This window comes from Desulfitobacterium chlororespirans DSM 11544, assembly GCF_900143285.1.
In the GTDB taxonomy this organism is placed as follows: Bacteria; Bacillota; Desulfitobacteriia; order Desulfitobacteriales; family Desulfitobacteriaceae; genus Desulfitobacterium; species Desulfitobacterium chlororespirans.
Window position 1 is genome coordinate 526,031 of the sequence record NZ_FRDN01000004.1, and the last position, 13,306, is coordinate 539,336.

Consider the following 13,306-nt stretch of genomic DNA (forward strand, 5'->3'; position numbering starts at 1 on the left):
GCTGATTTTGTTCTACATTATAAGCAGTGAAAAGGTAAATGTCAAGGAAAGAAAGTCCATGTTATAATGAATGACAAGATACCTAAAGAATGATAGAAATCAGGAGGATGGATCATGAGCATTACCGTCAGAGAATTTACACCTGAAGATATTCCCGCTATGCTGCCCATTTGGAACGAAGTGGTAGCTACCGGGATTGCGTTCCCCCAGATGGAACCCCTTGACGAAACGAGCGGCCTGGAGTTTTTCGGCGGCCAATCCTTTACCGGGGTGGCCATCGAAGAAGCTACCGGCAACATGGTGGGATTGTATATCCTCCATCCGAACAATGTGGGCCGCTGCGGACATATCTGCAATGCCAGCTATGCCGTCAAAAGCGAAGAACGGGGAAAACGCATCGGCGAGATTTTGGTTAAGCATTGCCTCGCCAAGGCTAAGGAAATCGGGTTTCAGCTCCTGCAATTCAACGCCGTCGTCAGCACCAATACGGCAGCCCTGCAACTCTACGCTAAGCTGGGTTTCGTTCAGCTTGGGGTCATTCCCAAGGGCTTTCTCATGAAAGACGGAACCTATGAGGATATCATTCCACATTATTATCTGCTGTAAGCGAAATGGCTGTGGACCGGCGATTCATCCCGATGCCTAACAATAATGTCCACAAAGATGATGGTTGACTATCATTGATTCACATTATGCCTTATGGCATCCTCCACAAAGGCGCTTCTTTCCTTTTACTTGAACAACACTTTCGTATGCGTCCAAATGGTGCATCAATGCATCATTTGAACTCCCAAAAGCGGTTGAAAATTTTAAAAAAGCAGCGATTTTCTGTGATCGATAAAAATATTTCAGGCTAAAAGGGCAAGATAAAAAAATATAGTCAAAGAAGGTCAAAACCCCGCCTTGAAGCTCCTGCAGAAAAATTATATAAATAAATTGTAAAGGTCAGTTTTGGTCAGTTAACATAAGATAACTCAAGGAGGTGGGTTCTGTATGTTCTAGTTAACTATAAGGCTTTGGAGCCTTGCCTTACTCCTGCCATTGCTTAAATTCAAGTAAAAGTACAGACGGAGGTGTTGTTTATGTTTGATTTAGTTCCTTTTGAAGGAAGAAATTCAGGTTTGCCAAGGAAATCCCGCAATCTTTTTGACATTGACAGCATTTTCGAAAACTTTTTTAACGATACCCTATTCCCCGCCTTTTACAACCAAAGCGGTCAAATGCGGGTGGACATCAGGGAAAATGAGAAGGAATTCATTGTCGAAGCTGAACTTCCCGGTGTGAACAAAGAGAAAATCCATATTGATTGTACTGAGGATAAGCTTACTATAACCGTCCAGAAGACCGAAAGTACGGAAGAACAGAAGGATAACTACATCAGGAAAGAAAGAAAAGCCAGCTCCATGGCCAGGTCCTTTGCCATAGCCAATATCAGACATGAGGAAATAACGGCTAATATGAAAACGGCCTGCTCACCGTTACCTTGCCCAAGCATGAAAAGACTGCGCCCAAAGGCAAAAAAATTGATATCCAGTAGTTCCCCTTCAAAAAGAGCGCCGGACTTCCCCGGCGCTCTTTTTGTCTTCTATTCTGTTCCTGCTTTTAAAGCCTCACTCATGGAAACCGAGTGTACCTTCCTGGCACACAGCAGTTTGCTGAACTGATAAGTCAGCATAATCGCCCCAAAGCAAACAATCACATAGATTGGATTAATAACCGTCGGCAGCACCAAATTGATCATCCCGCCCACATAGCCGTAGATGGCACCCATGGAAGCCGCCATGGCCGGAATGCCGATCAGAAATCCGGCCACGATCACCAAGGTCGAGCTGTTCAGGATCAGAGCATTGATCTCACGGCGCCGGTAGCCAAAAATCTTAAATAACGAGATGGTATTCTTATTCTCCTCAATCGTGAGGGAGGTTACCAGATAGATGATAATCAAGCTCACCATACAGGCGATCAGAGTCATCATCCCTACCATGGAAAGCATTGGCCCCAGCAGCTCATCCATAGCGGCCGCAGTCTCACTTAAAGATTTTGTTCCTGCCAGCTGTTCATCAGGAACAGCTAATTTTTCAGTGCTCCAGAGTCCTGTATAGCTGTTGGCAGGCAATCCGAGCTGCCTGTTCAATGCCTCAACAGGCATAAAGATAAACTGCCCTGCGTAGGAATCGGCCACCGCGTCAATAGAGAAAACATAGGGCTGCCCATCCTGCTTGCTGATCAAGCTTACCCTGTCCCCCGCCTTGATTCCCAGCTTTTCCGCCAAAGGCTTGGTTATGTTGATCTGATCATTGGGAAGGGGCTGGCCCTTGCTGTCGGTCAGCGTTAAGAACGCGGAATCCGGCTCTACACCGGTCACATAAAATTCTATTTCTTCCTCGTCTTCAGGATAAAACCTCCCGGCGTTGAAAACTTCCGCCCCTGCCGGCGCTTGCCCGTAGTGCAGGTCCTTAAAGGCGTATTCATATTCGAACCGGTAAGTGCCTTCGGTACTGCTTTTGAACACATAATCCATGGAATTCATGATCGTAAAACCCAAGAGCATAAGGACCGAAGCGCTGATGACCCCCAAAAAAAGGAACAAAAGACGGGAAATGCTTCTCAGCTGCTCCCGCAGCTTGAATTTGGTGCCGAAGGTGAATCTCTCCAGCTTAAAGGCCCGCTCCAGAGCGTTCACTTTGGTTTTTTGTTCACTCCCTTTCATCAACTCCGCCGGGGAACGTCGCAATTCCAGGCGAATGACCAGGTAGCTGCTGAGGCCCAGAAACAGCACAGGCGTCAGTATGCCGATGAGGGCATGCCAAAGGTTCAGTTCAATACCTGCAACAGGAACATTGTAGTAAGAAACCATCCCTGTGATCGACGGTGCCACGGACAACAGGGCCAGCAAGCTTCCTGCCGCGCCTCCCGTAACGGCCAGCAGCAGGGGAATGGCCATATAGTGGCCCATCAGCTCACGCCGCCGGTAGCCCTGGGCGTACAGTGTCCCGATGATCACCCCTTCCCGGCGGATCATGCGCCAGATCATAATGCCGATAATCAGGCAGCACAGCAAAAACATCGCCGCCGGCACCGGAATGCTCATGGTTTTTAAACCGGTGATCGACGCCCAGGCCATCCTGGCCCGTTTATTGTTCATAATGTCAACCCATTCAGATTCTGTGACGCCTTCGGCATGCAAACGCTCCCGGAATTGCACTGCCTGCTGGTTCAGGCTCTGGGTTCTGTCCTGAAACCTGACAGAATAAAAGAGGGACCCGTTGCCGATATCCGCAAATTCCGCAGGGTCGATAACGCCCACACCGAAATTACTGGGGGATACCATGATATCGTAGACATTTTTTAAGGGATAGATATAGTGAGGCAAGGATACATAGCCCACCACCGTAAAGTTTTTACCGGCTGCCTTGATACTGCTTCCCAGTGAATAGCCGTTGGCTTTGGCAAAAGCAGGGTCAAGCAGGATTTCTCCCGGGCCGGCAAGCCCCCGCCCCTCGGTGACCGCCGGGATGTTCAGCTTTTCTGTTTTACTTAAGAGCCGCAGGGTCAGCGAATCCGAGAGGGCAGCGTCAAAACTCCTGTACTCCTCAATGACGGCATGAACCGCTCTCTCCAATTCCCCGCTGTCGGGAATGGCTTTGTCCGTTGCAAAGGACAGATCCTCCTGCTGATGTCCCTCTGTAAAGGTGGTGATCAGCGTATCAAGGTTCTGGGCTATGCCTGCCGCCACAACAAAGGTATAACTGCCAAGAACAATGAGCATAAGAACGCCCAGGTAGCGCAGTGGGTTTTCTTTCAAGATCCGCCAAACTCTCTTGTTCAGCGCCATTACCACTCAATCCTTTCCGCCGGAATAATTACCTGGTTGACTGCTGCTTCCGCGATTTCCCCGGATCTCAGTTTAAACACCCGGTTGGCCATTGCGGCAATCGCTTCATTATGAGTGATCATCAAAATGGTAGTTCCGTATTCTCTGTTCACCCGTTCCAAAAGCTGCAGAATGCTGCGGGAGGTCTGATAATCCAGAGCGCCGGTCGGCTCGTCGCACAGCAGGAGCTGCGGATTTTTGACAATAGCTCTGGCAATAGCGACTCTCTGCTGTTCACCACCGCTTAGTTCTCTGGGGAAACGCCGCTTTTTATCTGTCATTTCCACCGCCGCCAAGACCTCGTCAACGTTCAAGGGCGCTTTGCTGATGTTGGAGACGACTTCAATGTTTTCCCCCACGGTAAGGTTGGGGACCAAATTATAGAACTGGAAGACAAAGCCGATGTCTTCACGCCTGTAATCGGTCAGTTGGTCATCGTTCAAATGGTTGATCTCAACCCCGCCAACCATGACCTCCCCGCTGTCGCCGCGATCCACACCGCCAATGATATTCATCAAGGTCGATTTGCCTGAACCTGAGGGTCCGAGGATGACACCGATCTCCCCCTTTCCCAGCTTCATCCCGATTCCTTTCAAAACTTCATTGGTCATGGCGCCGGATGCGTAGCTTTTCTTTAGGTTCGAAACCTCAATAAACATGCTCCTGCTCCTCCTTCTTATAGAAACAGCGCTTCAATATATCGAAATACCCATCCCACTCCCGAAGCAGGTCAAGGCTCAGATCTTCAAAGGACTCGACCCGGTCCCTTTGCTGTTCGGCAAAACTTAAGATAGTCCAGGTAATAATATTGAGCATTTTTTCCCGCTCCATATCTTCACGAAATTTTGTCCAATCAATATTTTCATACCCTCTGCCCAGACCGTCGGCAATGAGATGCCTGCCCGTTTCAGCGATTTCCGCTTTCACTTCCCCTGCATCCTCATGGGCTGCGACTTTGAGAAAATTAATGGCATGGGGAAACTTTTTGTAAATCTTGAATTTAACCAGGCCGATTTTCCTCATTCTTTCAAAAAGATCGGTTTCCTGCCAATCCACCTCATCATAAATGCTTTCGATGACCTCTACCACATAGTCCAGCAGAAACAAATACAGCTCCTTTTTCGTGTTAAAATAGCTGAACAATGAGCCTTTGGAGATGTCTGCTTCTTTGGTCATCTCATTGGTCGATGCCTTTTCATAACCATTGCGGGCAAATTCTTTAAGGGCCGCATTAATGATACGTTCCCTTTTCTCCGCTTCTAAGCTATAGAATTTTGGATAAATGACAGCCACCTCATTTCTATCTAGTTCTATATTGAGATAAATCACAATGACCCAAGTGGTCATTTTTATAATACTGCAAAATGACCACTTGGGTCAAGATACTTCCGCGTGCAGCAAACCATTTCTGTTCGCCTTGAAAATACAAAAAAATGCCGCCTAAGCCTGACGAAGCTTTGGCGGCATTTTCTGATTCCCAACCACAGCACAGCGTTAATGCCGCAAAGGGTCCTTCATCTCTAAACCTTAATAAGACGCACCTTTATTTTACCCGCCTATTTACTCTTTATCAGCACATGGCAATCTTCCGCGTATCCATGCCTCTAAACGTTCACAATAGATCTTTGCAAAAAAAGCCGCTCGGGCCTGAAGGGCCTGGCGGCAGACTATAATTTCTATAATAAATTATGGTATTCTCTTCTTCCATCAACAATGGCGTATATAATTACTGCTTTTTCTTCCTGATCTATTTTGTAAAACACAAGATGTTTTTCAACTATTATTACTCTATAACCCTGCTTCCTCAAAGCCGAATATCTTGGTACACTTCCCGATTCCGGAAAATCTTGCAGCCGATTGATTGCTGTTTCTATTTTATCCAGATATTTGAGTGCCACATCCACATCTCCGGAATCATCTGCTATATAGAATATGATATTACGGAGCTGCTCTTCCGCCTTATCCGTCCGTAGGATTTGATACTTCATACATTCTTCCTCTCTAGCAAAGAGGCACGAAGTTCATCGAATGAATCCTTCATCAACGCTACACGGCCGGCTCTCACATCATCTTCCGCCTCTGCCAGCGTTTTCAACAGCTCCAATTCTGATTTCATCTGATAGTAGTCCTGCAACCCAAGAACCGCCGTATCCCCACGCCCGTTTACCGTAATAATAACGGCCTCCCTTGTTTCTTTACACTGCTTGGATATCTCACTATAATGATTTCTTAAATCTGCAGATGGCCGAATTACTTCCCTCATACGCTCACCTTCTTTTTCCATATATTTTATAGTCATATTATATCTTAGAACGACTATTTTGTCGATCACATGCTGCAGCGCTGTGATAAAGCGCTGTTCATATCAACAGCCGTAAGGCTGACAGTGCCGTCATGCAGATAATCAGATACCGGAAAAACCTCTCATTGATTTTTTTAATGACCCAAAGCCCCAAAGCCGCTCCTAAAGCGACCATCGGTACCATCACCCCTGCCAGTATGAAGGACTGCAGCTCCATATTATGCCAGGCAAATACCTGAACGGGCACCTTGATAGAATTAATAATGAAAAAAAACAAGGCATTGGTCCCCATAAAATCATTCTTGTGTAGTCCCAGGGCCAATAGATAGACGCTGAAAATCGGACCGGCCGCGTTGCCGATCATGGTAGCGAACCCGCTTAAAATTCCCGCCGTAATATAAAACCATGTCCCGGTAGGCACGGTAAAATTCTTTCCCATTTTTTCTGTGTACACTAAAATTCCCAGACAGAATAAAATAATCGTTCCGATCAAGATCACAAACACCTGATCAGCGATGACTCTGCCAACGACAGCACCAAGGAACAGACCGATCAAGGCCCAGGGCAGAGGTGCCAAAACCTTTTTCCAATCAATATTCCTGCGATAAGACCAGACAGCAAAAATATCTCCCACTAACAATATAGGGAGCAGAACCCCTGTCGAATCTTTCCCGCCAAAAACAGTAGCCAGAACAGGTATCACAAGCATGAGCACACCGCTGACACCTGTCTTGGAAAAGCCAACTAAAAAGGCCGTTAACATCACGACCATGCCTTGTATCCCGGTCAGGTCCAGCATATGTAGAACATAATCCATCTTATCCATCAAATTTCACTGCCAATTCAGCTAAGGCCTCATCGTGTAACCGATATACTGTCCATTCATCCATGGGAACCGCACCTAACTGTTTATAAAATTGAATGGACGGCTCATTCCAATCCAAGCACCACCATTCCAACCTTCCACAGTTTCTCTCTAAAGCCAGTTTAGCAAGGAAAGCAAGTATCATCTTGCCGATACCCTTTCCTCTCATGTCAGGCTTCACATATAAATCCTCCAGATAAATACCCGGTCTGCCCAGGAAGGTGGAAAAGTTATGGAAGAACAAGGCGAAAGCAACCGGTGTATTTTTGTATTCACCGATTACAACCTCAGCCATTTTGCGTTCAAATAGAGACTCTATTAATACTTCTTCTGTCGCTACAACCTCATGGGCCATTTTTTCATAGTCGGCTAATTCCCTTATCAATTCCAGAATTAGCGGAGCGTCATTGATTTCCGCAAATCTTAATTTAAAATCCTCTAACTTTGTATCCACTGTTATTTACCTTTCCTCTCCTATTAAAAAATCCCCAAATTAGTTATCACTAACCTATAAGTATAACCAGGCAGCTTAGCCATTGCATTTCTGAAAGCTGTCTTCCAAAGCAAGCTGTGCTGTAATCAGTCCGGTTATCGGCATCAGAACATTGTTTGTCAGCATACTTCACGACGATATTCGAAAGCGCGTCCTTACACCCATTTCTTTCCAGCCATATTTCTCCTCCATGGTTTTCGATGATTTTACATATGACTAAACCTGCCCATAATTTGATAAACGCGCTCACATTAAAAACCCCGTTGCCTTCCGGGGCAAGCCGGTAGGCAACGGGGCAGATATTCTGGAAATTACAGATTGAACTATCGAGTAATTCAGAGTATAATGATAGGTTGTGTAATTGGTGTGCCAATATCATAATTTATCATTAATAATATCTGTAGAAAGGTCGCTTTTATACATGAACAAACAAGCAAAAATAACCGCTGTAGTTCTAATGCTCGGTGCATTTATTTCCGTACTTAACCAAACTCTCATTAATCCTGCCTTACCGACGATTATGGAAGAACTCCACATTGAGGCAACGACAGCCCAGTGGCTCGTATCAGGATTTACCCTCGTCAACGCCATCGTTATCGCCATATCCGCATTTTTAATGGATAGATTCCGGACGAAACAACTCTTCCTCTCTATTTTTGTCCTGTTTCTCGCCGGGAGCCTGCTGGCCTCCTGGGGAGTGAATTTTACTGTTTTGCTCATAGGGCGTTTACTGCAAGCCATATGCGCGGGGATCATGATGCCGCTGTCCATGACCATAATACTTCTCTTGTTCCCCCACGAAAAACGCGGCTCAGCTATGGGCATGTACAGCTTGGTCATTATGGTTGCGCCTGCCATTGGACCTGTCTTGGCAGGAGTGCTTACCGATAAAGTCGGTTGGCGGATTATGTTCCTTGTCATGGCGGTGCTTGCAGGGGCGATAATATTGCTGGCCTCGCTGATCATGAAAAATTACGGTGATGTAAAACAAACAACCCTTGATAAACCATCCTTCACGATGGCTTCCCTTGGCTTATTGGCCTTATTGTACGGTTTTTCCCTGTTAGGGAATATATCCATGATTTTAACCGCTTCCGCTTTAGTTCTCGCTGGGGTCGTGATTCTGTTTCTGTTTGTCCGCAGGCAATTAAGCCTTACGCAACCCTTCTTGCAGATTAAAGTCCTTGGCAATGCTCAATACCGCAACGGTACGATAATTTTAATGCTTATCCAGGCTTCCCTCGCCGCAGCAACCATTACCTTGCCGATCTACATCCAAACCGTACGGGGAATGTCCGCCACCGTTTCGGGTATGGTCATGATGCCGGGCGCAATTTTGGGAGCTGTATTTGGTTATTTTGCAGGAAAGCTCTACGATGCCTTCGGCGCAAGATATGTCGGACTTTTCGGCGGGTTTTTGCTGCTTCTCGGTTCTTTAGGCATGGCATTATTTGATTTTGATACGACAATTGGGTTTATGACAGCCGCTTACACCTTACGCTCCGTCGGGCTTATGCTAGCCAACACTCCCATCAATATGTGGTCTATAAAGAAGCTGCCGGATGAAATTCTCCACCACGGGAACGCCGTCGGAATCACCCTTCGTCAAGTTGCCACAACCCTTTGCACTGCAGTCATGGTCTCCGTAATGTCGTTCGCCTCTTCGGTATATGCCGCAAAAGGGGAAATACAGTCACAGATGTACGGTATTAGCATGACTTACTGGTTAAGCGTCGTTATCGGGCTTGTTGCGCTTATTTTGGTAGCCGTCAAGGTAAAAAACAGAAAAAAAACCGTCGCAGCCGTCACCGAAGCCGTTTATGAACTTGATATAGCTATGAGAGCCGACCCTTACACGGTTTCCTGTGATGATAATCTGAAGCAGGTTGTCGAAAAGTTCATAGGTTACAAAACAAGCGGATTGCCGATTATTGATGCGCAGAAACACTTAATCGGATTTGTTTCGGACGGCGATGTTATGCGGTATTTCACCAAACAAGACCTACGATTTGTCGCCGAATTCTATTCAGCCGTTATTCCCGATACGGACACTCTTAACTCCAAAGCGAGAAAGCTGTTAAGCATGAATGTCATGGAGATCGCTTCCCCAAATGCTATTGCCGTTTCACATGACACACCGCTTCTTGAAGTCTGTGAGATATTCAGCAGACGTAAGATAAACAAACTTCCTGTAACTCAAAACGACATCCTCATTGGTACGATCAGCAGAGGCGATATTATGCGGGCTTTGATGACCCGGTTGCCATTGGGTGGCGAAGATTGCTTGTAACAGTTGCCCCGGATACACCGTCAACTGTAGTTGACTGAGCGCCGAAAACACAAAGGTATTGATAAACTCCTCATTCCAGAGTTTATCAATACCTTTGTGTTTTTCAATTACTTAACACCTGCCTGATTTTTAGCTCCTTGAACAGCGGCAACCAGTTTTTTCTCCAGTTTCTCACTATTTTTAGCTATACCAATAATAACCAAAGCCATGACCCCCCACCCCCACAACGGCATTGTGATATTAAAAGAACCCAGGGCTGAGGCGGCCAGTATTTCCCAAGGCCTTGTCAGCAGCATGATGACTACATATCTTCCTAAACTTATCTTGCTGAGTCCGGCTACAAAGCCCATCGCATCATCGGGGAAAAAGGGCAGAAATAAGAGTAATATGAGCAGCAGTTCCCCCTCCCTGGATGAAAAATACTGTTCGTACTTATCTAAAACTTTAGGACTTACAAACCTCTCCGCAAACGTTCTTCCGAATTTTTTACCAAGCATAAACACTATAGAAGAACCAATGATAATTGCCAGCATACTGATCAAAAATGAACCCATCATACCAAATACTGTTCCACCTACTACAGCACTTACATTGCTGGGTATTGGTGCAATAATAACCGATATTAATTGAAGAATAAAAAACACTAAATAAGCTTTTTCCCCGTACCCCTCAATATAGTTCTTAAATTCTTCAGCAGAGGACATGTAAGTTAAGATACCGCTTGATTTCATGTAAACAACTATCCCTATGAGTCCGGCAATCACTGCCAGCAAGTAAACACAAAATTTTATTCTATCCTTAGGTTTATTCATATAGCCCATTTAGCCTCCTTGTTTGCCTTTTCATACTGCCGATGGCTTCATTATGAGCTATAGAATTTAAGAATTAATAAAAAAAGTCTTAAGAAAACCTCAATTTATCCTTTAAGCAATTTTTATAACAAAAAATAACAACAAAAAACCGGCCGATAGATCTGCCGGAAAGACTTTTACTGTTATCCTATTACATCTCCATGGTCAGGCTCACTACAATAGGCGGCGCCGTTGCCTTGGAACCGTTTTCACCTGGAATATCTAAAAGTCTTGGTTCACTACCGCAGGCAATAATTACAGCCTTAGCTGTACCTTCTTTTTTGGGTTCGGATGTTCTTATCTCTTCAGCTTGGCTCTTCCGCCATAGCTTGCTGCCGTGAGTCCAGCAGGGCCACCGCCAATGACGACCAAATCATAGAATTCGTCATGTCTCCTATACTCATATTCCCCCCTTTAAAGCTCGTTTAGACTCATGCTTCAGTCACTTCGCTGATTTTATCAATCACCTTTTCTTCGTCAGCAGCGCCCGCTAATTTTCCTTGATATTCTCCTGCGGCGAAGAAAAGGATCTGAGGAACCCCTTTAAGCGAAAATCTTTGGTAGAGCGGTTTCTGCTCTTCCACGTCGACATAATAGAAACCAAACTTACCCTCATATGTAGGTTGCAGTTCTTCCAGAATCGGGACAACGCCTTGACAGACATGACATGTTTTTCTTGAAAATATAACCAGGCAAGCTTCCCCATTATTATAAATAACTTCTTCAAAATCATTTGCATCCAGATGTCTCAATGACATATCCTTCACTCCTTGTTAAAATTAATTTATAAAGCTTGAGCAAATCATCATGTATCCAGTACTTTTGCACTGGCTTCAATTAAACCATCTTCTTTCATAATAACCGAGTGTTTCTAATGCCTTATGATCATTTTGGGCTCTGTAATGCTCGGAAAGATTTTTAAATTTGACCCTATCTATAGGGGAAGGCATCCGGTTCAGAGCATTAATTATTTCCATGTAGTCTCTATTCAATAGTTTTTTTAAAAACACGTTGAAGTCATTTTTAGCTTCTCCTAATGTATATCTATAGTTATAAAAGTATTTTTTGTGGAAAATCGGACTTGGCCGGCAACCCTGTTCCTCTGTCTCTAAAGTAAAATTATAAATACTCTCATACTGAGCGTTGACTCTATATTTAAGTGTGCCATCCCCCCCTTGGTAGACATATCCGTAAAATGTCTTTTCCAGGATATCATTGACTACCAAGTCATCTTCCATTTGTTTTTTGATTTTATTTATCCACCTATTGAATTCATTTAGACTTCTCAGGCTAAGCAGCTTTTTCTTAAAGGCCATATCGACTAATCCTTCATAGACCAGCAGGATATCCCGATCATATAAATCCTCGACCTTTTCCTGCTCCTTCACCAGCAATTCATAGGCGGCATCATTGCCGTCGACCGCGGCCAATTCTCTCAGGGCTGCCAATAAAGGTTTTTGATAGTCCTGCTGGAGTTTTTTGGCTAAGCGGAATTTTACCTGTAGTGCTATATCTTCTTCATATCCGGAAGGAACCGGGCAGATTTCGGTATAAGAACTTGCCGGGGTCGGACACAAGCCCTGGTAGGCACTCATTGCCATAAATCTATAGATCTCATCCCGCTTACTGCTGATAAGATATTTCATTTGCTCATCTGTTCCCAGATAAGCTGCCCCATACATGGTAAACTCTTGATCAAGATACCCGAATTCCGCCATCTTCGAAAAGTCTTCAGCGATCTGCAAGTCTTTGTTTACGGCACTTCCGCTGTAAACAACATTTATTTGATCCATTCTAGCGGTCATTTATTTCACTCCCCAGCATTAAATCACGCACATTTGATTTTATATCCATATTAACACTGATTTTTTCACCGGCAACTTCTGACACTTTCACCGGATAACGCAAAAAATCGCTTAGCTTTTCCGTGTTAAATATTTCTTTTGTCTGCCCCTGGGTATAGCAATAGCCGTTGCGCAGCAATAAACACCGGTCAAAGACATCAATTATTTCATCAGTATAGTGAGTTACATAAACGATGGCGATGTCCGTATTCTCTGCTAAGTCCCGGACAGTGTTTAAGAGATGCTCGCGGGCGTAGACATCCAGGCCGGTACATGGCTCATCCAGAATCAATATTTCCGGGTTCGTAAACATGGCCCGGGCGATCAGGACATTTTGCCGTTCTCCTCTGGACATCATATCGAAGGATTGGTCGATTTTGTCTTTGAGGTGCAGTTCAGTTAGTAGTTTTCTCGCTTTGACAACATCCTCATCGTTAATTTCATAATGGGTGCCAAAAGTCCCAAACTTACCGGATAAGACGATATCCAGTGCTGATTCCTTGGCGTAGTACTTATCAAAAAACGAAGAACTTACCAGGCCGATACGCTTGCGAATCTCAAGGACATTTTCATTGGTATAGGGTTGTCCGAATACTTCTAAGAAGCCATGGGTAAAGGGCCGGAAACCGGCTAATATCGTTAACAGGGTCGTTTTACCGCTTCCGTTCATCCCAAAAACGGCCCAGTGTTCCCCGGGAAGAACATCCCAGTTTATATCCTGGACCAGGTATTTGCTGCCTACTTTATAGGATAGCTGTCTGAGTGAAATGATCGGCTCATTCAAGTT

14 protein-coding genes and 1 pseudogene are annotated in these 13,306 nt (G+C 45.0%); 3 read left to right on the forward strand and 12 right to left on the reverse strand.

Annotation, left to right across the window (positions count from 1 at the left end; genetic code table 11):
* The first annotated feature begins 114 nt into the window (after positions 1-114).
* On the forward strand, positions 115-606 hold the full coding sequence (locus tag BUA14_RS05300) for a GNAT family N-acetyltransferase (protein ID WP_072771612.1): 492 nt from the start codon (positions 115-117) through the stop codon (positions 604-606).
* Positions 607-1,082: 476 nt separating this feature from the next.
* A complete protein-coding gene (locus BUA14_RS05305) occupies positions 1,083-1,664 on the forward strand; it encodes an Hsp20/alpha crystallin family protein (protein WP_486598956.1) in 582 nt (193 codons plus the stop codon).
* Here BUA14_RS05305 and BUA14_RS05310 read toward each other — a convergent pair.
* The 7 genes from BUA14_RS05310 to BUA14_RS05340 all read right to left on the reverse strand — a co-directional run bounded on the left by BUA14_RS05310 (position 1,586) and on the right by BUA14_RS05340 (position 7,495).
* Positions 1,586-3,835 (reverse strand): ABC transporter permease, encoded by a 2,250-nt coding sequence (locus tag BUA14_RS05310; protein WP_072771613.1) that lies wholly within the window; start codon positions 3,833-3,835, stop codon positions 1,586-1,588. The two genes, BUA14_RS05305 and BUA14_RS05310, sit on opposite strands and share 79 nt — an antisense overlap.
* Positions 3,835-4,533: an ABC transporter ATP-binding protein gene (locus tag BUA14_RS05315; protein ID WP_072771614.1), complete on the reverse strand. Its 699-nt coding sequence runs from the start codon at positions 4,531-4,533 to the stop codon at positions 3,835-3,837. The genes BUA14_RS05310 and BUA14_RS05315 overlap by 1 nt, the downstream gene beginning before the upstream one ends.
* Positions 4,523-5,221, reverse strand: a complete 699-nt coding sequence (locus BUA14_RS05320) for a TetR/AcrR family transcriptional regulator (protein ID WP_072771615.1) — start codon at positions 5,219-5,221, stop codon at positions 4,523-4,525. The genes BUA14_RS05315 and BUA14_RS05320 overlap by 11 nt, the downstream gene beginning before the upstream one ends.
* 329 nt (positions 5,222-5,550) lie before the next feature.
* Positions 5,551-5,862 carry a type II toxin-antitoxin system RelE/ParE family toxin gene (locus BUA14_RS05325; protein ID WP_072771616.1) on the reverse strand — a complete coding sequence of 104 codons (312 nt, stop codon included), beginning with the start codon at positions 5,860-5,862 and terminating at the stop codon, positions 5,551-5,553.
* On the reverse strand, positions 5,859-6,137 hold the full coding sequence (locus BUA14_RS05330; protein ID WP_072771617.1) for a type II toxin-antitoxin system Phd/YefM family antitoxin: 279 nt from the start codon (positions 6,135-6,137) through the stop codon (positions 5,859-5,861). The genes BUA14_RS05325 and BUA14_RS05330 overlap by 4 nt, the downstream gene beginning before the upstream one ends.
* 97 nt (positions 6,138-6,234) lie before the next feature.
* The gene (locus BUA14_RS05335) at positions 6,235-7,002 is read right to left on the reverse strand and encodes a sulfite exporter TauE/SafE family protein (protein ID WP_072771618.1); all 768 of its coding nucleotides are present in this window, start codon (positions 7,000-7,002) and stop codon (positions 6,235-6,237) included.
* Positions 6,995-7,495 carry a GNAT family N-acetyltransferase gene (locus BUA14_RS05340; protein WP_072771619.1) on the reverse strand — a complete coding sequence of 167 codons (501 nt, stop codon included), beginning with the start codon at positions 7,493-7,495 and terminating at the stop codon, positions 6,995-6,997. Before BUA14_RS05340 ends, BUA14_RS05335 begins: the two co-directional genes overlap by 8 nt.
* Positions 7,496-7,955: 460 nt before the next feature.
* Here BUA14_RS05340 and BUA14_RS05350 point away from each other — a divergent pair, with 460 nt between their 5' ends.
* Positions 7,956-9,824 (forward strand): MDR family MFS transporter, encoded by a 1,869-nt coding sequence (locus BUA14_RS05350; protein WP_072771620.1) that lies wholly within the window; start codon positions 7,956-7,958, stop codon positions 9,822-9,824.
* A gap of 107 nt (positions 9,825-9,931) precedes the next feature.
* Here the strand turns inward: BUA14_RS05350 and BUA14_RS05355 are convergent, their stop codons facing one another.
* The 5 genes and pseudogenes from BUA14_RS05355 to BUA14_RS05370 form a co-directional block, all read right to left on the reverse strand.
* Positions 9,932-10,645 carry a TVP38/TMEM64 family protein gene (locus tag BUA14_RS05355; RefSeq protein ID WP_072771621.1) on the reverse strand — a complete coding sequence of 238 codons (714 nt, stop codon included), beginning with the start codon at positions 10,643-10,645 and terminating at the stop codon, positions 9,932-9,934.
* Between the two features lie 194 nt (positions 10,646-10,839).
* Positions 10,840-11,047 (reverse strand): annotated as a pseudogene (locus BUA14_RS28420) (hypothetical protein); the annotation flags it as partial.
* Between the two features lie 59 nt (positions 11,048-11,106).
* Positions 11,107-11,433: a thioredoxin family protein gene (locus BUA14_RS05360; RefSeq protein WP_072771622.1), complete on the reverse strand. Its 327-nt coding sequence runs from the start codon at positions 11,431-11,433 to the stop codon at positions 11,107-11,109.
* A gap of 75 nt (positions 11,434-11,508) precedes the next feature.
* Positions 11,509-12,480: a hypothetical protein gene (locus BUA14_RS05365; protein ID WP_072771623.1), complete on the reverse strand. Its 972-nt coding sequence runs from the start codon at positions 12,478-12,480 to the stop codon at positions 11,509-11,511.
* Positions 12,470-13,303 (reverse strand): ABC transporter ATP-binding protein, encoded by an 834-nt coding sequence (locus tag BUA14_RS05370; RefSeq protein ID WP_072771624.1) that lies wholly within the window; start codon positions 13,301-13,303, stop codon positions 12,470-12,472. The genes BUA14_RS05365 and BUA14_RS05370 overlap by 11 nt, the downstream gene beginning before the upstream one ends.
* Positions 13,304-13,306: the final 3 nt, after the last annotated feature.